The 21,958-nt window shown below is 44.2% G+C and carries 19 protein-coding genes; 13 read left to right on the top strand and 6 right to left on the bottom strand.

Annotation, left to right across the window (positions count from 1 at the left end):
* The first annotated feature begins 69 nt into the window (after positions 1-69).
* From Q0590_RS09965 to Q0590_RS09950, 4 genes are all read left to right on the top strand, one after another.
* The gene (locus Q0590_RS09965) at positions 70-924 is read left to right on the top strand and encodes a sugar phosphate isomerase/epimerase family protein (protein WP_302037377.1); all 855 of its coding nucleotides are present in this window, start codon (positions 70-72) and stop codon (positions 922-924) included.
* Between the two features lie 271 nt (positions 925-1,195).
* Positions 1,196-3,157, top strand: a complete 1,962-nt coding sequence (locus tag Q0590_RS09960) for a DUF1592 domain-containing protein (protein WP_302037376.1) — start codon at positions 1,196-1,198, stop codon at positions 3,155-3,157.
* Between the two features lie 5 nt (positions 3,158-3,162).
* Positions 3,163-4,539: a DUF1552 domain-containing protein gene (locus tag Q0590_RS09955; protein WP_302037375.1), complete on the top strand. Its 1,377-nt coding sequence runs from the start codon at positions 3,163-3,165 to the stop codon at positions 4,537-4,539.
* Between the two features lie 36 nt (positions 4,540-4,575).
* Positions 4,576-6,072 carry a c-type cytochrome domain-containing protein gene (locus tag Q0590_RS09950; RefSeq protein ID WP_302037374.1) on the top strand — a complete coding sequence of 499 codons (1,497 nt, stop codon included), beginning with the start codon at positions 4,576-4,578 and terminating at the stop codon, positions 6,070-6,072.
* A 21-nt stretch (positions 6,073-6,093) separates the two neighbouring features.
* Here the strand turns inward: Q0590_RS09950 and Q0590_RS09945 are convergent, their stop codons facing one another.
* Complete coding sequence (locus Q0590_RS09945) at positions 6,094-7,128, bottom strand: nitrilase-related carbon-nitrogen hydrolase (protein ID WP_302037373.1); 1,035 nt, start codon at positions 7,126-7,128, stop codon at positions 6,094-6,096.
* A 180-nt stretch (positions 7,129-7,308) separates the two neighbouring features.
* On the opposite strand from Q0590_RS09945, the gene Q0590_RS09940 reads away from it, so the two are divergent.
* Positions 7,309-8,445, top strand: coding sequence for a putative sensor domain DACNV-containing protein (locus Q0590_RS09940; RefSeq protein ID WP_302037372.1), 1,137 nt, complete (start codon positions 7,309-7,311; stop codon positions 8,443-8,445).
* Between the two features lie 17 nt (positions 8,446-8,462).
* On the opposite strand, the gene Q0590_RS09935 is transcribed toward Q0590_RS09940, so the two are convergent.
* Entirely contained in the window at positions 8,463-10,439 is a 1,977-nt protein-coding gene (locus tag Q0590_RS09935; RefSeq protein ID WP_302037371.1) for a glycoside hydrolase family 97 protein, read from the bottom strand.
* A 76-nt stretch (positions 10,440-10,515) separates the two neighbouring features.
* On the bottom strand, positions 10,516-10,713 hold the full coding sequence (locus tag Q0590_RS09930) for a hypothetical protein (RefSeq protein WP_302037370.1): 198 nt from the start codon (positions 10,711-10,713) through the stop codon (positions 10,516-10,518).
* A 169-nt stretch (positions 10,714-10,882) separates the two neighbouring features.
* Here Q0590_RS09930 and Q0590_RS09925 point away from each other — a divergent pair, with 169 nt between their 5' ends.
* A complete protein-coding gene (locus Q0590_RS09925) occupies positions 10,883-11,875 on the top strand; it encodes a phosphodiester glycosidase family protein (RefSeq protein WP_302037369.1) in 993 nt (330 codons plus the stop codon).
* Positions 11,876-11,897: 22 nt separating this feature from the next.
* On the opposite strand, the gene Q0590_RS09920 is transcribed toward Q0590_RS09925, so the two are convergent.
* The gene (locus tag Q0590_RS09920) at positions 11,898-13,706 is read right to left on the bottom strand and encodes a PQQ-dependent sugar dehydrogenase (protein WP_302037368.1); all 1,809 of its coding nucleotides are present in this window, start codon (positions 13,704-13,706) and stop codon (positions 11,898-11,900) included.
* A gap of 252 nt (positions 13,707-13,958) precedes the next feature.
* On the bottom strand, positions 13,959-14,783 hold the full coding sequence (locus Q0590_RS09915; protein ID WP_302037367.1) for a hypothetical protein: 825 nt from the start codon (positions 14,781-14,783) through the stop codon (positions 13,959-13,961).
* 459 nt (positions 14,784-15,242) lie between these two features.
* On the opposite strand from Q0590_RS09915, the gene Q0590_RS09910 reads away from it, so the two are divergent.
* From Q0590_RS09910 to Q0590_RS09895, 4 genes are all read left to right on the top strand, one after another.
* Positions 15,243-15,725, top strand: a complete 483-nt coding sequence (locus Q0590_RS09910) for a YdcF family protein (RefSeq protein WP_302037366.1) — start codon at positions 15,243-15,245, stop codon at positions 15,723-15,725.
* Between the two features lie 119 nt (positions 15,726-15,844).
* On the top strand, positions 15,845-16,870 hold the full coding sequence (locus tag Q0590_RS09905; RefSeq protein ID WP_302037365.1) for a Gfo/Idh/MocA family protein: 1,026 nt from the start codon (positions 15,845-15,847) through the stop codon (positions 16,868-16,870).
* Positions 16,871-16,893: 23 nt separating this feature from the next.
* Positions 16,894-17,688 (top strand): PIG-L deacetylase family protein, encoded by a 795-nt coding sequence (locus tag Q0590_RS09900; protein ID WP_302037364.1) that lies wholly within the window; start codon positions 16,894-16,896, stop codon positions 17,686-17,688.
* A 53-nt stretch (positions 17,689-17,741) separates the two neighbouring features.
* Positions 17,742-18,671, top strand: coding sequence for a sugar phosphate isomerase family (locus tag Q0590_RS09895; RefSeq protein ID WP_302037363.1), 930 nt, complete (start codon positions 17,742-17,744; stop codon positions 18,669-18,671).
* Positions 18,672-18,730: 59 nt separating this feature from the next.
* Here the strand turns inward: Q0590_RS09895 and Q0590_RS09890 are convergent, their stop codons facing one another.
* Complete coding sequence (locus Q0590_RS09890) at positions 18,731-19,621, bottom strand: LysR family transcriptional regulator (protein ID WP_302037362.1); 891 nt, start codon at positions 19,619-19,621, stop codon at positions 18,731-18,733.
* Positions 19,622-19,696: 75 nt separating this feature from the next.
* Here Q0590_RS09890 and Q0590_RS37770 point away from each other — a divergent pair, with 75 nt between their 5' ends.
* The 3 genes from Q0590_RS37770 (at position 19,697) to Q0590_RS09880 (ending at position 21,862) form a co-directional block, all read left to right on the top strand.
* Positions 19,697-19,969 (top strand): CBU_0592 family membrane protein, encoded by a 273-nt coding sequence (locus Q0590_RS37770; RefSeq protein ID WP_436714344.1) that lies wholly within the window; start codon positions 19,697-19,699, stop codon positions 19,967-19,969.
* Positions 19,970-20,603: 634 nt separating this feature from the next.
* Entirely contained in the window at positions 20,604-20,825 is a 222-nt protein-coding gene (locus Q0590_RS09885) for a hypothetical protein (RefSeq protein ID WP_302037361.1), read from the top strand.
* A 155-nt stretch (positions 20,826-20,980) separates the two neighbouring features.
* Complete coding sequence (locus tag Q0590_RS09880; protein ID WP_302037360.1) at positions 20,981-21,862, top strand: hypothetical protein; 882 nt, start codon at positions 20,981-20,983, stop codon at positions 21,860-21,862.
* Positions 21,863-21,958: the final 96 nt, after the last annotated feature.

Raw genomic sequence — 21,958 nt, 5'->3', positions numbered from 1 at the left:
ACCGGAGTTCTTCAGACAAAGATTATAGCTATAAGTTTTGCCCTCTGGTTTGTATGTCTTCACCAACCCTTGTCTGCACAAAATACTACGAAAAATACATCTGTTTTTGCCAGGGAAAATCTGATTGCCTGGTGTATTGTACCTTTCGATGTAAAAGAACGCGGACCAGTAGAACGTGCCCAAATGCTCAATAAACTGGGCATTACCAAACTAGCCTACGACTGGCGCGAAAAGCACATTCCTACCTTTGACGAAGAACTGGAAGCTTTGAAAAAGCACAATATCAACCTGCAAGCCTTCTGGCTCTATTCCGGGCCTGAGCCAGAGAAAGACAAGAACCTGCCGATTATTTTAGATCTATTAAAGCGGCATGGCGTAAAAACCCAGATCTGGTGTATGGTAGCCGGAATTAAAGGCCTGGATACGATGAGCCAGGAAGAAAAAATAAGGATACATGCCAAGCCTGTAAAATACATTGCCGAGAAAGCCGCAGAAATTGGGTGTTCATTTGGGCTGTATAATCACGGAGGCTGGTACGGTGAACCGGAAAATCAACTGGCTATTATCGAGTACCTGAAAATGCCCAATATTGGTATTGTTTATAATTTTCACCACGCCGAAACGCATATCGACCGCTTCCCTCAGTTCTTTCCTAAAATACTTCCTCACCTGATGGCGGTTAATCTTTCCGGGCTGAAAAAAGGAAATCCGGTGAAGGTAGTGCCCATTGGCCAGGGTGATGCCGAGCAGGAAATGATCCGGATTGTGCGGGCCAGTAATTACCGCGGACCTTTTGGCATTATTAACGAAGATACAGCTCCAGATGCAGAAGTGGGGCTTACCCTTAACATGGATGGGTTGAAGAAAGTGTTGCAAGCCCAGGGAGATAAAGCAGCCTTGCAAACCTACCAACGTGTAAAGTAACAGCCGGCAAAGTACAAAAAGGCAAGTAGGGGCAAGGTTGGTTTCCTGATTGAGCATGTTATTTACCCATTCAGACAGTGCACAAGCGGGTACGTTCCCTCAATTAGCTTATTGAAAAGAATATTTTAAGTAAAAATTCAGTTTTTTCAATAAATAATTCTATTTGTAGCAAAATACTAGTAACTTATGCTGCATTCTAGGGAGATGGCTTACTCTTTCATGAAGTTGTTTTCCGGATATTTTCCAGTAAAATAAACCAGCTGAATTTGGCATGCTAAAAAAAGTAAGAGGGGCGTGGCTCTTTTTTTTATGTATTTCCTTATCCGCATATGCTGCCGAGCCTGAATCTGAAGCACTGAAAGACCTCCGCCTACTTGTGGAAAAACATTGCGTTTCGTGCCACAAAGAAAGCAAAATGGAAGGAGGGGTGCAGCTGGATGGAATAGACAGTGAAGGAAGAATCACCCGGGCAGGCCATTTGTGGATGAAGGCATTGAAGCAAGTGCAGGCAGGAGAGATGCCCCCTCAAAGTGAGCCTCCCATGTCAATGGATGACCAAGCCAGGTTTATAAAAAGCATTAATGAAATACTGGCAAAAGCCCTGAAAGAAGGGGCCGGCAATCCTGGCCGGGTAGTAGCCAGACGGTTGAGCCACGATGAATACCGCTATTCGGTACTTAGTTTAACCGGTGTGGATTTTGATGCCAAAGCCTACTTCCCAGCGGATGGTTCGGGAGGTGCCGGTTTTGATAATTTTGCCCGTACCATGTTCCTGACTCCGCTCAAAATGGAACGGTATTATGAAGCCGCCGAAACTATACTAGACAAAGCGTATTCAGACAAAAAAGTATGGCGTCAGCTGGTTCCTAACCCCTACAAAGAATCTTGGTGGCAAGCATTCGTCAACTGGTTTCTGAGACTTTTTTCTGACTATTCTTCTTCCGATAAAGCCGTAACTGAAGCAGAGAAGGTGATTGTACCCTTTGCCAGTAAAGCCTACCGGCGTTTCTTAAAACCAGAAGAAAAAGAGCCATTGCTTGACCTATTCAGGAAAGTATATGAAGGAACAGAAGACGAAACCCGCTACGATATAGCCTTAAAAGAAACGTTCAAAACTGTGTTGCTTTCACCCAAATTTTTGTACCGCATTGAAGATGAACAGCCGCTGGGACAGCCATTTGCCTTAAGTAATTTTGAGCTGGCAAACCGCTTGTCGTATTTCTTATGGTCTACCTTGCCCGACCAGGAACTGTTTGAAGTAGCTTACCGCGAAAATCTGCACAATCCGGCCGTTTTGAATAAACAGGTAAAACGCATGCTGAGAGACCCCAAAGCAAAACGGTTTTCTGAAAGTTTTGCTACGCAGTGGTTTGGGATCAGTAAATTGAAAGACAACAGTCCGGTAGACCCGGAACGGTATCCGGAGTTTACTCCGTCTCTCAGGAAAGCCATGTATCAGGAAATGGTCGAGTATTTCCATCATGTGTTAACCAGCAGCCACAACTTCCTAGATCTAATCGATAGTGATTATACATTCCTGAACGAAGAACTGGCAAAGCATTATGGCATAGCTGGTGTAGAGGGAGAACAGATGCGGAAAGTACCCCTGCAAGACCGTACAAGAGGTGGCGTATTGGGGATGGGAAGTGTATTAACAGCTACTTCTCTGCCTATCAGAACCAGTCCGGTGCTACGTGGAAAATGGGTACTGGAAGAGATATTAGGCACACCTGCCCCTCCACCACCACCAGATGCTGGTCAGTTACCCGAACAGGAGGCAGCCGCAGAAAACGCCAGTATCCGCGATCTGCTGGTATTGCACCGTTCTAAACCTGACTGCATGAGCTGCCATAAAAAAATGGACCCGGTAGGTTTTGGCCTGGAAAATTTTGATGCGGTAGGCCGTTGGCGTACTTCGTATGGCGATCAGCCGATTGTTGCCTGGGATACCTTGCCCAGTGGAGAAATCTTTCGCGGACCTGCTGAGTTGAAAAAGATCCTGCTGACCAAAGAAGAGAATTTTGCTAGGGTTCTGGCCGAAAAGATGTTTACCTATTCCATTGGACGGTCTGTGGAATTTATTGATGAACCCTATATGAAAGGGTTAGTAGATAATCTGCTGGAAAATGATTTTCATACCGAGAAGTTTATCATAGAATTAGTAAACAGTTATCCGTTCCGGTACAAGGTAAATGATGGTACAGATAAGTTTAAGTCAATCACTAAAAAATAAGGCACATGAGTAAATGGCACATCTCCCGTCGGCGTATGTTAAAAGGTTTAGGTGCATGTATTGCCCTGCCGTTTTTGCAGGCGATGGTTCCTCCTGGGAAAAGCATATATACAATGCCTAAAAAACCTTTACGCTTTGCCTTTCTATATGTACCGAACGGGGTGCATCCGGATATGTGGACACCTGCCCAGACTGGCCGGAACTTTGAACTTTCACCCATCTTACAACCCTTAACTAAGGTGAAAGACGACATTCTGGTACTCAATGAGCTAACCAACAAATATTCGAATTTCCCGGGCGCAGACGGCCACTATGCCAAAACAGCCAATATTCTTACCAGCCTGCCGATTTATAAAACTACTGGGGATAATCTGGATAGCGGCGGCATTTCCCTAGACCAGATTATTGCTAAACATAAAGGCCAGGAAACAGTATTTGATTCCCTGCAATATGGCCTGGAGCAGATTAGCCCAGGCATAGATACCAATGTGGGCTTCACCAGGTTATATGGCTGCAATATTTCCTGGAAAACACCCAGTATGCCCTGCTCCAAAGAGATAGAACCCCGCATGGCTTTCGATCGCCTGTTCCGCTCGGTGCTGCCTAATACCAAACCCAAAAATGATCCCTGGAAACAAAGTGTACTGGATATTGTGAAGGAAGACACCGATGCACTGCAGCGTAAACTGGGCCGTTCCGATCAGGATAAGCTTGAAGAATACCTGGAATCTATCCGTTCGGTAGAAAAACGCATTGACAATGAAGAGCAGATAAAAGCTTTCAAACATCAGATTACCCCAGAACTGCAAAAAGAACTAGTACACCTGAACATGCGCATAGAAGAGGCTGAAATGTACCTCGGCACCGATATTACTGAGAAAACCCGGCAGATGCTGGATATTATGGCACTAGCTTTCTGGAGTGATGCCACCAGGGTAAGTACGTTTATGTTTGGCAACTCGGTCAGCAACCGTAATTTTTCTTTCCTGGAAGGCGTACATGGCAGCCATCATCAGATTTCTCACCACCAGAATAACTTGGATGTATTGGAGCAATACAAGCGGATTAATCAATGGCATGTAGGGCAATATGCCTATCTTCTGGAAAGACTTAAGTCTTTCCCAGAAGGAGAGGGCAACGTTTTGGACAATTGTATGATTATGTATAGTTCTGAGCTGCGGGACGGCAATAGGCATTCTCCCTATAATTTGCCTGTGGTAGTAGGAGGCAAAGGTGGCGGCATGCTAAAGACGGGACAAAACCTCCAATTTGAGAAAAATACACCTTTATCTAACCTGTATCTGTCCATGATGCGGATTCTGGATATCCCTCTGGAATGCTTTGCCGACAGCACCGGGGAGTTAAGTGAAATATATGCATAAGTAGTTACCAGCCCTTGGGCATTTGTCAGTTGTGGAATGCAGAAAGATTATTTAGAGAGAAGGGTAGTTATAAAAAAGCTGATACAGTACCGCTTCCTGTTTTTATTGATAGGAATTGCTGTTCTGTTTTTACCTTTTGTTAGGCCAACAGAAGCGGCAGTTCCTGGCATTGTTTATTTCTTGGGCCGGTTTCATCCGCTGGTTATTCATTTTCCGGTTGTACTGGTTTGTATAACTCTGCTACTTGAACTAGCCAGAAAATTCCGCTGGCTGCCTGTATCCGCTGCTACCATTGGTTTCCTGCTAGGCATTAGTTTGGTTGGAAGTCTGGCTTCGGTAGGTATGGGCTTTATGCTGTATTACACAGGGGAATATGTGGGAAACACCATGCAGCAACATATGTGGGGCGGAGTGTTGTTAACCTCTTTTTCAGCAGTAGCTTTGTTTCTATTTTTAAGTTACCACCGTTCCTCTTCAATTAGTACCTATGCATATTACCTTTCTTCCCTGGTGATGGCTAATTTTATTCTTGTATTCACCAGCCACCAGGGGGGATCGTTAACGCATGGAGAAGAATATTTAACTGAATACATGCCGGCGTTCAGATCTGCGGAAGCAGCATGGGAACCCAAACCACTGGAAGAGATGCTGGTGTATGAAGATATGATTGTGCCGGTACTGAATAAAAAGTGTATGAGCTGCCACAACGAAAACAAAGCAAAAGGCGACCTGATCATGACCTCTTACCAGCACTTGCTAAAAGGAGGGAAAAGTGAACACCCCACCCTAAAGCCTGGAACTGCAGCCGAAAGTGAGTTGTACAAACGAGTAATATTACCCCAGGAAGATGAAGACCGGATGCCCCCCAAAGGGAAGGTATCCTTGACAAAAGAAGAAATTAAACTCCTCTCCTGGTGGATAGATACAGGGGCAGATACGACCATAAAAGTGCAGGAAGCCTCTAAAGACCGTGAGGTCGGAGCCTTAGTACTGAGTTATCTAACTGAGGTAGAAGCGCAGCAACAAGCCAGATTTTTACAGAAGCAAGGTTTAGAAAAGCTAATCAAAACGGTTTCGCAGGAAGACAATAACTACGTACTGCAAATTGATCCGTATGAAGAAAAAGCCATTACGCTTTCTATGTCTTTTCCAGTGGCCAGTTTTGGAGATAATGACTTGCTGTCTATTCAGCCTTTGTTTTCCAGCATTACCAAAGCTTCTTTTATTGCCAGTCAGATTACCGATGATGCTTTGTATCACATAGGCCAGATGTCGGGTTTACAGGAATTATATCTACAACAAACAGGCATCAAAGGTTCCGGATTGATTCACCTGGCAAGCCTGCCAAACCTGAAATTACTTGACTTATCGGCCACACCTATTACAGATGGGAATTTGCTGTATCTGCTTCATTTCCCTGCGTTAGAAGATGTATATATCAATGAAACAACTATTACCAAAGAAGTAATCGAAGCAATTCAACAGAACAAACCCGAGCTAAAAATTCACACAGAACGGGGAAAACTGTTTTAGAATAACAACTGACTACTTTTCCTACCTGCTTTTGCTTTGGATGGCGGCTACGGTTTTGAGTACCTGGTGTTGAGGTTGCAGGTTAAACTCTTTCAGAACATCTGCTACATTCACCCCTGCATCCAGGCTTTCCAGGATAGTCCATTCTTCTTCATCGAATGTGGTGAGTTTGATTTTGCGGCCGTAGGTTTGTTGAATTTTACCAAAATAGGATACAGCAGGCCAGGTGAGGATAAAAGCTTTTTCCAGATTTACACTTCCACAAGTCCAGTTGGGTTGCCAGCTTCCGGTTTGGGCTAGTACATCTCCGGTAACATCGCAAATCTTAGCAGTGCCTTTCTGTGTACTGGATACTACATATACCTGATGCCGCCATGCCCGGCTATTCACTTCGCGGCCGCCTCCATAGGCCGATGGCCAGAAAATAATTTCTGCGCCTTTTTCCTTCAGACTTTGCCATCCTTCTTCCCATTTAATATCAAAACAGATCTGGATGCCGATTTTACCAAAGTCCGTCTCAAACAGAGGTGGATCTAAGGAACCGGGGCGGACACCACTGGCAATTTCACCATCCGTAGGCCGGCACTTATGGTATTCGCCCACCACGTTGCCAGTCCGGTCAATTAACACAGCAGCTATGTAAATACTTCCTTTGTGCAGGCTATACGTGGGGCAGATAACATAGCAGCGGTGCGTTTTAGCGAAATTCAGAAAAGGTGTAGCTATTGGGCCGGGTATTTTCTCAGCTACTTTGGGTACAGAGAATGGTTGCTGAATATTGGTAAACGCAAAAGATTCCGGTAAGCAAATAATATCCGGCTTAAACGGAACCAGCGCCTGCATTACATGCAGTGCTTTTTCTACCATGCCCTGTGAATCAGCGGCAGAAAGGCCGGTTAAGGAGACTGTACCTATCCATACTTCACGGGGTAACCGTTGTATTTCTGCTGGTTCAGCAGACGGATTTGGGTGTGTAAGGCCAGTTCCGAGAGTGGCTGCACCCAGAGAGGAGTATTGGATAAACCGGCGGCGTGACAAATGTTCTTTCATGGTCATAAAAAATTGCAGAGTATTCAATTTACATGATTGTCTGCACTATTTATAGCACAATTCCCGAATTTTGATATGTATAGCCATTATTAGTATTTTAGGGCAGGTTTTAATACCGGAATGCAACCTGCGGAAACAATAATTGAAAACCGGCGTAGCAAGCTTTAACTTAATCAACTTCGTCATATGAGCCGCCAGTCTCCTTACCATGCAGCCAGAGAGGTGGCTATTACTGTTGAAAAACATTTTGCCCATTATCTGGCTATGGCCAGACTCAATAAAGAAAAAGACTTAGCCCCAGCACCCCACGCCAGGGAAATTGAGGCGATTATCAATACGGCTTTCTGGACAAGCCTTGGCCATGAAGAAGGAATCTATCCGAAAATTTCCATGGCTTTTCTTCCAATGGAAGGGGCAAAAGATGCGGTGCGGTTTAGCGAGGCTATTCTTTTTTCTCCAGGCAACCTCACTAAACTAGCTCCTGGCGTTGAACGTCCGGGTACGCACTTGGGGATATGGCAGGAAGCAGGAGAATTATATGTTTGGGGAATATGCTATGACGTGCCCAGTTTATGTTTAGTGGTAGATGTATTTCAGCCTGGTTTGCTGGTGTTAAAATACCGCCGGATAAACGGGGTAGGTAAGTTTGCCAATATTGCTGTTGTGCAGGGCGACCAGGTAAAAATTGTGGACATGAACAGCACCAGCTTTACAGATTGTCCGGATTTGCTTACCTCCTTAATTGACTTTACTACCTTTAGCCAGAGCCGGTCTTTAAATATACTGGTGCAACTGGCTGTATCCATGCGGGAACACGGGCGGGGTGGAATTTTGCTGATCGTCCCTGCCGGTACCCAAACCTGGACAGACTCTGTGGTGCATCCTTTAAAATATACCATACAACCTCCCTTTGGCGGCCTTTCCCGGCTGATGCAGGAAAAAGTGACGGAGACAAAGGAACTCTACTGGAAAAATGCGGTGGCCAGAGAAATAGGCATTATTACTGGTTTTACGGCGGTAGATGGAGCTACACTTATTAATGATCAGTATGAACTACTAACCTTTGGAGCAAAAATCAGGCGGGCCGGTAAGGATATGGTAAAACAGATGATGGTAAGTGAACCTGTAGTAGGCAATAAGATTACAACAGTTCATCCTTCTACGCATGGAGGTACCAGGCATCTGGCGGCTGCCCAATTCGCCTATGATCGGCAAGATTCTATGGCCCTGGTTGCCTCACAGGATGGCCGGTTTACCGTATTTGTATGGTCGCCAAGCCGGCAAATGGTTCATGCCCACCGCGTAGATAGTTTATTGCTATAATGATTATTGACGAATGATTAATTGCTCACTTTCAGGAACTTACCCAGAAAGCCGCCACCTGGGACTAGGTTAATTTCGAGGGTGTCTCCTTTGCGGACCGTTCTGGTTGTCAGTTTGTAATCAGCGGCATATCTGTCTGCATTCATGCCATCTTCGGCGGCGGTAAGCTGGTATTCTCCTTCGCCTAAGAAATCTAATGAAATGCTAAATGTCCTGGTTTCCCAGTTGGTCATGGCGCCCAGATAGAAGGTGTTGTCCTTCTTCCGGTTGGTAATAATAAATTCGCCTACTTTTCCATCCAGAATACTGGTTTCGTCCCACACGGTGGGAATACTTCCCAACAGTTCCATCAATTCAGGTTCTTGCATACCTGTTGACGGATTTCCTGAGAAAAACTGCATGGGGCTATCGTATACCACAAACATGGCCATCTGATGGCAGCGGGTTCCCAAGGACATCACATACTGATCAATGGGCCGGAAAGATGCTTCCGTCGCATTTTGCAATAAACCAGGTTCGTAATCCATCGGGCCGGACACCATCCGGATAAAAGGCAGGGTTACATTGTGCGTAGGAGTGGCCCGGCGGCTCCATTTGTTATATTCTGAACCTAGTACCCCTTCCCTGGTGAGGGCATGCGGCCAAGTGCGGTTAAAGCCGGCTGGTTTAAAAGAGCCATGAAACATGAGCATAATTTTATGGCGGGCACACGCCTCGGCAATGCGATGATGGAAATTGACTGTCTTCTGATCGTCGCGGTCCATAAAGTCCGTCATAATAAAGTCAACACCCCACTTGGTAAACTGCTCTAGCGCTGGTTCCAGCTGGCGGTCTAGGGTAGAGGCCAGGGTCCATAAACTTAAACCGATGCTATTCTTTTTCGCATAAGAGGCAATTTCTTCCATATTAATCTCCGGATTAATCTGAAATAAATCGGTATTGTCTGACCATCCGGCATCCAGGAGTATCCGTTCAAACCCAAAGCGTTTGGCAAAATCTATATAATATTTGTAAGTAGCTGTGTTAATGCCAGCCTTAAAGGGCACGTTGTACAGGTTGCTTCCAATAATCCACTCTTCGGTGCTTTTGCCAGGTTTGATCCAGGAAAGGTCTTGTACTTTGGAGGGGCTTGCCAGACGGTAGACCATATCATTCGATGGAAGGCTTTTGTCGTCGGTAGATAGGGCAATTACCCGCCAGGGAAGGCTCCTGGTGCCAATAGTTCTGGCAATATAACCGGCCCGCTTCGTTACAATTTTCTGAGGAAATTCGCCGCCTACCATTTTTTCTTCCAGCGGATAGGGGGCAAAACTGCTTCTGAGTGAATTTGCAGAAGTGCCAGTGAGAAACATCCCTGGAAAGTCTACCAGATCAGCTTCCGTAATTAAGACATTAATCTTTGGCGGCGCCTGAATCAGTACTGGTGTAAACATCAGGTGAGAAGTTGCAAGACTATCGAGCGGCTTAATGGTATAGTCTTCTTCAAAAGCTGTATGAAACTGGTCGGCATCCTGGCGGGGTTTTACTAACGGGCACCATGCTTTACCTGCCTTCGCAAAGTTGAAAAGGGCTAGCTCGTTTTTAATAACGATAGAATCCGGAAAATGGGTAACCATGCGGTAAGCTACCCCATCATCGTATACCCGGAAAATCAGGCTGTAGGGTTGCCGGAAACGAATTTCTACCTGCGTATAGTGGTCAGGAATAATGCGGCGTTTTTCCGGAACAGGGGAGGTGATAGTAGTTCGTATTTGATTCCGTTTAACGGAAGCAATTGAAAGGTCGGCAGAGAGGCGGGTTCCGTTATCCAGTTCCAGGTCGATGACAGAACGATCCAGTAACAGTGTTTTCTGTATATAAATACTATAGGTCAGATTCTGTTCATTCTGAATCCGGACTTCTATTTTACCATCCGGCGACTGCAGTTTAATTTCCCTGGCTGCTGCCCAAACGAAAGTGAACAAATATAGAAGGGTAAGTACATACTTGAGCATGCTTTAAGCTACAGAAAAAGTAGGCGATTAACCAATGCTGCTGTCAAGAAAATTAGCTTAAACCGAACCTGTTTTTCTACTCCTCATACTTAATCATCGGCTGATAGATCCATATTTCCGTTTCATCATCCATGCCCCGCTTTTCTTCTCTCATAAACGGTCCATGAAAAGGTTGCCAGCCATCCCGGATGTAATCTTTCACCAGATCTATTAAACCTTCCTGTGTATTAGATCCGGGTATATCGTAGTCAATCACTTTTTTTGTAGCATCCATACTATTTGTAGAAAATGAAAAAAATATCAAAGGATACCCTTGTCAGTTGAGGTCCAATAGATAAATATACGCAAAAGGACGAAGTTATACAGATACATAGCTGCGCTAAACCAGTACTCCCTTGCCCCCCTGCATGTAAAGTGAATAGTTTATCGGAAGCTAATTTATTTTGAATACATTTTCAGCTAACTTGGCATCCGGCTGTGCTGCTTTCGGATCAACAACTGGCACATTTCCTGAAATTGTTTACCTTCTTAATCTGTTCAAACTTCCTGTGTTACAAAAACTAATAACTGCCTGTACAATAAGCCTTGGCTGTATTTCCTACCAGCGCCTGGAGGTAAATCTGCCGGCACCAACACCTGCCATGCACAATACCGCCGTGCAGCACAGGCTGGCAGAAATACCCTGGCAGACGATAGATGTGGGTCTGGAAACGGCTGAACTCGCCTCTCCGCAAAAATCCTTTATCGGCGATTCTAAGATTACGGTAATCCGGATAAACCCTAACCGGTATGGCTTTAAATTGATCGCAGCCTCTGAAAACGGAAAACAACACAAAACGGCCCCTGAGTGGTGCAAAGAGAAGAAATTGCTAGCCTGTGTGAATGCAGGGCAGTTCAACCTGGACGATCAGCTTTCGAATATGGGGTATATGAAAAATTTTGCCCATGTCAATAACCCCAACTTCCGGAAGATAAATAATTACAATTCGATACTTGCCTTTAACCGCAAAGATAGCAGTGTGGCGCCTATCCAGATTATTGACATGAAATGCCAGGACTGGCCGCTGTTGCAAACAAAATATCAATCCTTCTCCCAATCTATCAGCCTCATTGCCTGCAATAAACAGGTAGTAGACAACAAGCAGAAAGGCAAGTGGAGCATGGTGCTTTGGGCCATGGATGAACAAGGAAATGTACTGTGGATTTTTACCAGGTCTCCGTACACGATCCGTCAGTTCAGTGAGATTCTGCTTTCGTTGCCGCTGAATATTAAAAATGTAATGTACCTGGAAGGCGGGCCGGAAACATCTTTGTATGTGAATACAAATGGCAAAAAGATAGAGAAAATGGGCAGCTATGAAACTGGCTTCTGGGAAAGTGATGCCAACACACAATACTGGCCACTTCCCAATGTAATCGGCATCGTAAAAAAGTAAACCAAAGCGTTACAAGTAGTAATCAGTTTGTTTTACACCCGGTAATTTTATAAATCTTTCCGTCGGCTTTGGTAAACAAGTACATATCGTTGTTCATTCCCACGCCAAAGCGAAGGTCGGTTTTTTTGCTGCCGCTTAAGTCCTGAAAGTTGGTAAGTTTTCCATCCACTAGGATGTCCATTTCCTGTACGGGTGCTTGTTTGCCCAGCGTTAACTCCTTATTCTCCACATAAAATACCCGCCCGTTTACGATGTCGCCAAAAATATATTTGCCGGTAAGTTGCGGAATAGCTTTTCCCGGATACACATACCCGGCAGAGATGGCTTTGCCTTCATCATGGTCGTACTGGGCTACCGGGTAAGTATATTCGATAGCCTCATTGTTTACAGGCAAGACAAATACTCTATCCATTTTAGCTCTGGGATTAATAACGAATGTGCCTTCCCGTTCAGGCCAACCGTAATCTGCGCCGGGTTTACCAATATTTATTTCTTCGGCATTGGCATGGCCAATATCGGTAATCAGCATTTTTCCATCCGGTGTCCAGATTATCCGGTTAGGGTTGCGGAAGCCCCGGCAGAAAACTTCTCCCAGTGTTTCCGGATCATTATCATTCGCATAGGGATTATAGGCAGGAATTCCATAGCGGCCATTGGTACTGTTTTTACCTTGCGGGTCTATGCGGAGTACGGAGCTCCAGATGGTTTTATTGCTGTTACAAATAAAGGGAAAGCCATGTTCGGAGGAACCGCCATCGCCAATACCAATATACAGCATGCCATAATCCGGGGAGCCAGGCTTAGCCTGTGGATTAAAGGTAATATCCTGCATTCCATGTATATTGGATTCCATGTTTACCCGGAACAGTTCCCGGGTTTTTCCGGAAAAGGTGGCTGCCGCCGGATCAGTGATCTTCCACTCCATCACGACCCACTGCAAAAATACCCGGATAGAATCTGCATAGGCAAAATCAGCAGGTGCAGCATGGGCTTTTTCGGAGTGAGTCGTATACAGCAACCCATTCTTGTAGAATTCCGGATGAAAGGCATAACTGCCAAATCCGGTGGCCAGGCCTGGGGTATGAATAAATCCGGGTACCTCTTTGTTTAAATCCATACAGGCGTGCAGCGATTTGCCCTTCATCTCGTACAAAATTCCCCGCAGATCCTGAATAAATAAGCGGTTGGTTTTACCTGGAAGAACCAGCATTTTGTTGATCCGGGCCAGGGGTACTTTATCAGCTGTGGGCGGAGCAGTGGTAACTTCTTCCAGCACCAGTTGGAGCCCGGATTTAGCAATTTTAGCCGGGATAGGGTCTGCCAGTCCGGCTACTTCATTTTCCGCTCCTTCAGTTGCCTGGTACTGATTTTTGTGAATATACGAGGCAATGGCCTGCAAGTCGGCTTCTGATAAGGTAGGAAAAGCAGGCATGTATTGCTTATATTCTTCCAGCAATTTTACGGCTCTGCTGTCGCCGGAAGCAATAACCTGCGGAGCATTTTTAATGAACTTTGTCAGCCAGTCTGCCGATACTTCGGTAGTAACATTTGCCAGGTTTGGCCCAATACCTTTTTGCCGGAAACTATGACAAGCCGTGCAGTTGGTTTCAAACAATTGCTGCCCCCTGGCTATAATCTGATCATTGGTGGAGTAAAAGTTATCCTGGGGAGAGTCGGTGGCAGATGCTTGGGCAGCTTGCCCGGCAGAAAGGGGAGAGGCTTGGGTAGAGGTGGTCTTTCTGGTAACACAGGCGTATGAGCCAAACAGAAACAAAAGGGTTACAAAGCAGAGAGTGCTATGTTTTTTTAGCAATATGTATACTAGCCGCATGTATGTAAAAGTAAACTGACCGGATGCATAAAACTCCCAAAATACAGCTTTTTCTATAAATAATTACAAGATTCGTCTAAATTCTCCTAAAGAAAAATAAATTGGCCTGATGGTTTGCTGTTGAGTTACGCTGGTACCTAACCCCGGTGAACTTACTTATCCTGGGTTAGGACCAGCATACTATTATTCAACCTAGTATAACCTATGGGTCTAGGATGAAACAGGGAATGAATATGCCTAATAAAGTAATTATTATCTGGCCACTGTTTTTACAGCTTTGGAGTCTACACGTTCATATACATCGTCTATAGAGAATTTGCCATTGGCATCTTGCACTATTCCATTCCAGTACATTTTATTTCCTTCCACCCGGTAGGTTAGTTCCGCTTTCAGGTTATGTAGCGGGTAAGAAGACAGTTCAACATTAGGGTAGATTTTATTCCCCTCCAGCCGGTAAGTGCCACCCATGGCATTTTCAAAGGCATTGTCTTTGTACCGGATAACCATCCAGTGGCTGGGCGAAACGATTTGAAAACGAATATGCGTGGCATTGGTATGTGACCATTTATCCCCATTAGACATTACCCCCGAGGAGGATAACTGGTTCCATGCGCCAACAACTTGTGGGTTGGCAGGAGTAGCTTCTTTTACTTTTTTGAATACAAGCTCATCCAGCTTGCCGGTTTTGCCATCGGGTGTAGTAAACGTACCGGATTGGATAAATTTATCTCCTTCTACCCGGAAAGTAAAATCTGTTTTGCCTTTTCCATGCGCTGGGTCGGAATAATACATAGGAGTTTCAATATATTTGTTACCTTCCAGCCGGACAGTGCCTGCAATGGCTTTATCAAAAACCAGGGAGTCTCCTTGTTTACGTTCGGTAAATAATATATAATGGGTAGGGGTAATAATTTTGGTCTCCTTGAACTGTGAGCCGTCCAGAGAGATTTTTGTTCCATCTACATCGGTACCTTTGATAGATACTACTTCCCAGGTGCCTACCAAGGGATGTTTCTGGGCAACTAAAGTTGCGGATAATAAGAGAAATAGCCCGGTAACTAACAATAATGCTTTCATATTCGTATGGATTAGGTGTGAAAAAATGAGAATAAAAACTTTGTTAGGGATTATTTGAAGGCTGTAGAAGCAGGAGTAAACAGGTAAACTAAATGGCTACCAGAAACGGGAGTTTTACGTAGAAAAAATCATGTTGCCGTACATTCCTTTATAGCCAGTTTGTACAGAACCGGATTGTGAAAGAGCTAAAATGCTGTTTCATCACAAGGGGCCATGCCAGGAAAAGAAAAGCAAACAAAAGCATCGGCTGCGCTGCTTTCACCCTGACGAACTACAAATAAGAATTGAATCAGCGTATGCCACGGTTATAATTCACATAAACCTGGTTGAATAAATAGCTGGCGGATAAAAGCAAATCTTGATTGATAAAATAAATGTAGTTGATAATCAGCATACTTACAATACCTAGGTTTAGGTATTTTTATAAATATATAGGTTTTAGGCTAACATAAACAGCTAATGAATATACTAATCGTACTGGGAGCACCCAACTCTGATACTGGCAAACTCAGTGAAATGGCAATAAACCGGTTAAATACGGCCTGGAGGTTTTATATGCATAACCAGGATTTTTACATTTGCTGCACTGGCGGATTTGGCCCCCATTTCAATACGACCGCTACCCCACATGCCCAATATGCCAAACAATACCTGGTGGACAAGGGCATTCATGAGGAAAGATTCCTGGAATATGTACTTAGTTCGCATACCATGGAAGATGCCCTTCTGGCTAAACCTATTATCGAAAAATATACGCCCGGAACTATTGTGGTGATTACCTCGGATTTTCACATGAAGCGGGCAAGTTTATTTTTTAAGTATGTATTCGAGCATCAGAACCTGATTTTTGTAGAAGCCCCATCCACCCTGGATATGGTAACGATGGAAGAACTAATGGCACATGAATTACAAGCCATTGAACGATTTCTCGCAGCGCCCTAGCAAAGGCAAAGTCCGGAGGAAAATACCAGAAATGTATTGTGCTTTAAAGCGTAAATCTCTACTTTCGGTCGTAACAACACCTTAAATTATTTTTTGCACCACTAACCCCTACTAACTACGTGAAAAAATATAATGTAGGTATCATCGGCTATGGTTGGGTAGCTACTGCCCATATTAATGCCATTAATGCAACAGGTACTGCCCAGGTTACTGCTGTTTATTCCTCCCGCACCCTCAACGATGCAGAAGTCAGTGCCAGACACGGTTCTGCCATTAAAACCTATACAGACCTGCCAGAAATGCTGAAAGACCCTTCGCTGCAAGTTGTCTCTATTTGCAGCTATCCCTATCAGCATAAAGACCACGCCGTGGCCGCAGCCGAAGCAGGTAAACATATTATTGTAGAAAAACCCCTTTCGCTTTCCTGGGAAGACTGCAAAACGGTGGAAGCAGCAGTACAAAAAGCCGGGGTAAAAACCTGTGTCTGTTTTGAGGTACGGTATTCTAGTCAGTTTATGGCTACAAAAGCCGTAATCGATCAGGGCTTACTGGGCGATATTCATTATGGCGAAATAGATTATTATCATGGCATTGGTCCCTGGTATAGCCCTTACCGCTGGAATATCCGCAAAGATGCCGGAGGGAGTGCTTTGCTTACCGCTGGTTGCCATGCGCTGGATGCCTTGTTGTTGTGTATGGGCACCGATGTGGAAGAGGTATCCAGTTACGATACCAAATCCAGAAGCAAGCTGTTTGAACCCTATGAATATGCAACTAGTAGCGTAACTATACTGAAGTTTAAAAGCGGACGGGTAGGAAAATGTGCCGCCATTGTAGACTGTCTGCAACCTTATTATTTTCATACCCACCTGTGCGGCAGTGAAGGCAGCTTGCTGGATAATAAGTTTCACTCTATGAAACTGGGAACAAACCGGCACCAGTGGAGTACATTGGCCATGAATATGTTAGATTCTGGCGATGTAGCCGACCATCCGTATCAACGGCAGTTTGAAGCTTTTTTTGATGCTATTGATAAAGGGGTAGAAATGCCACTCACCAGCTTGCAAGATGCCCTGCGCTCGCATGAGATTATTTTTGCAGCAGACCAGTCGGCAGCTACTGGCAAACCGGTAAGCGTAAATTAATCAGGCAAAAAGTTTAGTGTTGTATGAAAACAGCAATTGCAATTGGGGCACATCCCGATGATATTGAACTGATGATGGCTGGTACCTTGCTGCTGCTAAAAAAAGCAGGGTACGAAATTCATTACCTGAATATTTCATCCGGCAATTGTGGCAGTGTGGAATACGATGCTGCCACTACCCGGAGAGTCCGGCTGCTGGAAGCCAAAGAAGCGGCCAGTATTCTGGGGGCTCACTTTCATCTGCCTTTATGCAATGACCTGGAGATTATGTATGAGGTGAAAACACTTCGCCGCCTGGCTGCCATTATCCGGGAAGTGAAGCCTGCCATTGTCTTAACTCATTCACCAGCTGACTATATGGAAGATCATACTACTACCTGCCGGCTGGCTGTGACGGCTACTTTTGCCCGTGGGATGCCCAACTTTCAGTCTACTCCGGAGCAACCCGTAGCAACCTACGATAGCACAATTTATCATTGCTTGCCCCACGGATTACGAGACAGCTTACGCCGCCGCATTAGAGCCGGAGCCTATATACAAACCAATGCCGTGCATGAGACTAAAATGGAAGCCTTGAAAGCTCATCAGAGCCAGCAAAACTGGCTGGATGTAAGCCAGAAGTTAAATTCTTATTTGCAAACGATGGAAGACATGTCTCTGGAAATCGGGCGAATGTCGGGCAAGTTTCAGTATGCAGAAGGGTGGAGGCGGCATCTACACTATGGCTTCTGTGCACCAGATACCGATCCGCTGAAGGATCTGGGGAACGATTATTTGATTGACCAGCTGTATGAGAAAAGCCTGGAAGAAGGTTTTTGAGTTGACAGTATTTTTGCAAGTTGTTATTCTATTACTTTATAAACCTATACGCAATGCCACGTAAAATCAGTTCTATTGCCCCAGATTGGTGGGATTATACTACCCTTGAAAATGACCTGATCCAGGAAGTGGCTCAGCTAACGCCAGATCAACTGCTCAAGCTTTCGCGGCCAGGATTTACCGTCGTTTTTTACGATACCCTGGAGGATTTTTACTTGGCCGAAGCTCTGGAATATATTACAGCTTGGAAGCAGTCTACGCCGGATAATCCAGTAGGTGTTTGCGGACCTATTGGCCCAACGGAGCAGTTGCCGCTGGTAGCAAGAATAGTGAATGAACTGGGCATTTCTCTCAAATCTGCTCATTTCTGGGGAATGGATGAATGGTATATGGATGGCAGAGAAGTTGCACCAGATCATCCGCTTTCGTTTGAACGGGCCGACCGGGAGCTGTGCTTTAACCGGATTCATGCAACTTTAGTGATGCCCGACGAAAACCTGCATTTTCCCAAAGCCGATACCATGGCATTCCGCAAAAGTTGGGAGGGCGTACGCTGTGCCTTAATGCAAGGCGGCCAGGGTGATATCAAACATTGGGCATTTAACGATCCACCCAAACGGGAAGGCAACTACAAAGATCAGCCACCTACACCAGGGGAGTACCGCCAGCTGGCTACCCGCGTAGTAGACTTACACCCCATAACTATTGCCCAGAATGCCCGTACGTCGGGTGGAGGAAATATAGCCATGGTCCCAACAAAAGCCATTACCGTGGGTCCAGTTGAAACCTGGAAAGCAGACAAAGTCTCTATCTGGCATGCCGGAACACATGATAATCCCTTTGGGCAGCGCCTGACTACGTATATGATAGCTAAAAAAATTATAGATACTTCTGTCCCGATGTCCTTAATGGCCGATCATCCGAATGTGCAGTTCAATTTTTACCGGCCCGGAATAGGAAGCTGTGCTGTAGAAATGCATTAAGTATTTATTGTTAAAAAATTGATTTGCAGTATATTGCGTAAAGATAAAAGCAACTGTTATTAGCTTTTTTCTATAAATTTTACACTTACCTGTTGCACAATTCGCAGTACATTTTTTAAGATAGGATTGGTGTCGTCTTTGCGCCAGGTAACATATAAACTGGCTTTGTGCGGAAGTTTAATAAAGCGGATACCCGGCTGTGTACTAAAGGCATATGAACCAGGTAAAATAGAAATCCCCAGACCTTTGGCTACCAGGCTGAGAATGGTTGCGCCAAAATCAGATTCTATATACACATTCGGGGTAAACTGATATGCATTAAACATGGCATGCAGGCTAGCGACATATATTGTGTTGTGATGCAAGCCCGACAAAATGAATTTTTCATTTTTCAGGGTAGCCAGACTAGTAAAATTTTCATCTGTCAGGTAATGATTTGCGGGAACAATGAGAGCGAAATTTTCTGAGTACAAGTTCAGCGATTGCAACGATGGATTTACGGCTGGTTCTCTTCTAAACCCAATATCCATCTGGTATTGTAATAAGTATTGTTCAAAGGTAATATCGGTAGGCTCAACCAATTCTACTTTTAAATCAGGCAACTGTTGGTTAATTGAGGTGAGCAATTCTGGTAAAAAGCTGTAAGCAATGGAACCCGGATACCCCATACTGATAGATCCATAATACCCGTCGTTGATTTGTTTTGCTTGCTTATGAATACTGTTGATTTCTGTGAGTAATTGCTGCCAGTGTTCTTTCAGGAATTTGCCGGCAACGGTAAGTTTTACATTCCGTTTGTTGCGTTCAAAAAGAGTTAGACCCAGTTCCTCTTCCAGTGCTTTTATCTGCCGGCTTAAAGCCGATTGAGTAATAAATACTTTTTCAGAGGTATTTCCAAAGTGCAATTCCTGGCATAATTCCAGAAAGTATTTTATCTGCTGCAGTTCCATAAGAAACTATTTCATTTTATGCATAAATTTATGCAAAATTAACACTTTTTTGCATCAACGTTCTTCTTACATTTGATGTATAAAAGGGTAAGTAATATGATTTACAGGAAATATTTTATTGAAAGTATCGGCTGGATTGGCGCTGTATTTTCTCTGTTAGCCTATAGTTTAAATAGTTTGAATTACATTCTGAGCCAGTCTACGGCATATTTACTGATGAATATAATCGGATGTTTCTTTCTGATTATCTACACCTATTTTAAAAAGGCATATGCCAATTCTATTTTAAACTCCATCTGGTTAGTTATGACAATTGTTGCTTTAATAAAGGTATATTCCTTGGTGTGATATTTTTTTATCTACGAATAGTACAAGAATTTATGTAGTTCGTTCAACAAAAGCTTGAAATCCATATACCTTTAATTCCCCCTAAGACAGTCGGTTTATCGACTGTTCCGCTATTCTTTGTTTACAAACCGGATTGATCTACCCACAAGGCATTGTGCAACCGGAAAAGATACAGATCAAGCTTCTGCTAAAATTTAACCCCTGTAAGCAAAGCTCAACTGATATTTCAGTGTATTGCAGAGTATAGTCCATCTTTCAATTAAGAAAAGTAATTCCCGGCAACCCTGTACGGCAACGTTTAGCTGTAAACCGTTTAGTGGTTTTCGTTGCAGCAAACTCATCTTACTAAATAGCCCTGTTAAAGTATAAGGCCTTCTGTTCCAGGGAATTTACCGGCTTTGCTGAAAAACACCAGTCAATTGGCTTTTCTGGCCGTTCTTCCGCATAATTTTCAGTATATCGAATATAGCGCATGAAAATTATTTGTTCGGGACTTTTTTAGTATATTGCTCATGCCGTTTTAGGTGATACAGAAGTTTTTGAACCAAAATAAATTTTGTGAAATGACTTTGCTTTACAGTTATTCCGGAAGTATACGGTTCCGGATTTTCTGAGAGCAACTTCTCAACAATAGATGAGTACGCAGATGAATCAACCCCAGGAACCAATCGTTTTATATGAACTCCTCAAGCATGAAAACCCTCAGTTGACCACACTGAAAGCCAAATTCAACGCTTGCGCCAACAAGATCAACAGAAATAAGAAGAATCCTGGCACATTATCTAAAGAAGAGGAAGAAGAACTATACAAAAAACTTCACGTGATCCGTCAACTGATTGCTGCCCTTGAACTATAAAGTTAAGCTATCGTTAAGTAGCTGTATGTACGGTGTATAGATTTCCACTAAGACAAAGAAGTACTTTATCAGGCAACCTACTCAAGGTGAAAAGCACTAGTATAATATGCCCATCGGTTCACTTATGGCTTACGCTAAGTATAGGAGTATGCTATATGCTATCTGCTTGTCAATCCATCCAAAGACCAGATAACCGGTTTGATGTTTCAGTTAGCAATCCTACTTATACCACCAGTCATCCAAAAGTGTTATACGATGAAGGACATCTAAACACCCATAAAGCGGATGGAACCTACAAGCCATTTATTAAACTCTTAACCCACGACGGCTATCAGGTATCAGTTTCTGAGCAAGCATTTACCAGGGAACTGCTGGAACCCTATCAGTTAGTAATAATAACCAATGCTAAGGTAAGCCCGGATAAATTAAAAAATGAAAGTGCCTTTACCCCAGAAGAATGCACAGTTGTACAAGCATGGGTAAAACAGGGAGGTGCTTTATTGCTTATTGCAGACCATCATCCATTTGGTCTGGCCAATCAAAGGCTGGCTAACTGCTTTGGTATCACCATGGGTGGGGGCAGTGTAAAAGATACCGCTGCTTACAAAAGAAAACAGGGGCAACTGGAGTTTAGCCATGCTAACGGGCTGCTTGCTCCTCATCCGATAATCCATGGACTATCCGGACAGCATCAAATAAACCGGGTTATTACGTTTACCGGCCAATCGCTGACAGGGAGTGGGGAGGCTAAACCTATCTTGCTTTTGGGTACTACTACCCGTGAGGTACGCCCTGATTCGGTTTGGCAGCAAGGGGATAAGCACTTTATAACGTATAGCAAACCTATACCTGTACATAATTTGAGTCAGGCTATGTCTGTGGAGTATGGGGAGGGGAGAGTAGTAGTAGTAGGGGAAGCTGGCGTGCTAAGTGCCCAAAAATTGTTTGGCCGCAAATTTGGCATGAATCGCCCAAAAAATACTGACAACAAGCAATTTGCCCTTAATATTGTTCATTGGCTTACCAGCCCTTACTAGGTAATCTCTTTACTGAGCAGCAATTTTTTTCAAATAGCTGAGCTAAGCTATGAGTAGCATCCTTAGTATTTATTTCAGCGTAAGCTTTAGATAAGT

The sequence above is a fragment of the Rhodocytophaga aerolata genome (assembly GCF_030503435.1).
GTDB classification, from domain to species: Bacteria; Bacteroidota; Bacteroidia; order Cytophagales; family 172606-1; genus Rhodocytophaga; species Rhodocytophaga aerolata.
Note: the sequence above shows the minus strand (reverse complement) of the source record. Positions and strands in the feature narration are given on the sequence as shown.

What these genes read in the sequence shown, in the direction of transcription:
- Q0590_RS09960 (WP_302037376.1), top strand. Translation starts at nt 1,196, where the DNA reads ATGCTAAAAAAAGTAAGAGGGGCGTGGCTCTTTTTTTTATGTATTTCC.
- Q0590_RS09955 (WP_302037375.1), top strand. Translation starts at nt 3,163, where the DNA reads ATGAGTAAATGGCACATCTCCCGTCGGCGTATGTTAAAAGGTTTAGGT.
- Q0590_RS09950 (WP_302037374.1), top strand. Translation starts at nt 4,576, where the DNA reads ATGCAGAAAGATTATTTAGAGAGAAGGGTAGTTATAAAAAAGCTGATA.
- Q0590_RS09945 (WP_302037373.1), bottom strand. Translation starts at nt 7,128, where the DNA reads ATGACCATGAAAGAACATTTGTCACGCCGCCGGTTTATCCAATACTCC.
- Q0590_RS09940 (WP_302037372.1), top strand. Translation starts at nt 7,309, where the DNA reads ATGAGCCGCCAGTCTCCTTACCATGCAGCCAGAGAGGTGGCTATTACT.
- Q0590_RS09935 (WP_302037371.1), bottom strand. Translation starts at nt 10,439, where the DNA reads ATGCTCAAGTATGTACTTACCCTTCTATATTTGTTCACTTTCGTTTGG.
- Q0590_RS09930 (WP_302037370.1), bottom strand. Translation starts at nt 10,713, where the DNA reads ATGGATGCTACAAAAAAAGTGATTGACTACGATATACCCGGATCTAAT.
- Q0590_RS09920 (WP_302037368.1), bottom strand. Translation starts at nt 13,706, where the DNA reads ATGCGGCTAGTATACATATTGCTAAAAAAACATAGCACTCTCTGCTTT.
- Q0590_RS09915 (WP_302037367.1), bottom strand. Translation starts at nt 14,783, where the DNA reads ATGAAAGCATTATTGTTAGTTACCGGGCTATTTCTCTTATTATCCGCA.
- Q0590_RS09910 (WP_302037366.1), top strand. Translation starts at nt 15,243, where the DNA reads ATGAATATACTAATCGTACTGGGAGCACCCAACTCTGATACTGGCAAA.
- Q0590_RS09900 (WP_302037364.1), top strand. Translation starts at nt 16,894, where the DNA reads ATGAAAACAGCAATTGCAATTGGGGCACATCCCGATGATATTGAACTG.
- Q0590_RS09895 (WP_302037363.1), top strand. Translation starts at nt 17,742, where the DNA reads ATGCCACGTAAAATCAGTTCTATTGCCCCAGATTGGTGGGATTATACT.
- Q0590_RS09890 (WP_302037362.1), bottom strand. Translation starts at nt 19,621, where the DNA reads ATGGAACTGCAGCAGATAAAATACTTTCTGGAATTATGCCAGGAATTG.
- Q0590_RS37770 (WP_436714344.1), top strand. Translation starts at nt 19,697, where the DNA reads ATGTATAAAAGGGTAAGTAATATGATTTACAGGAAATATTTTATTGAA.
- Q0590_RS09885 (WP_302037361.1), top strand. Translation starts at nt 20,604, where the DNA reads ATGAGTACGCAGATGAATCAACCCCAGGAACCAATCGTTTTATATGAA.
- Q0590_RS09880 (WP_302037360.1), top strand. Translation starts at nt 20,981, where the DNA reads ATGCTATCTGCTTGTCAATCCATCCAAAGACCAGATAACCGGTTTGAT.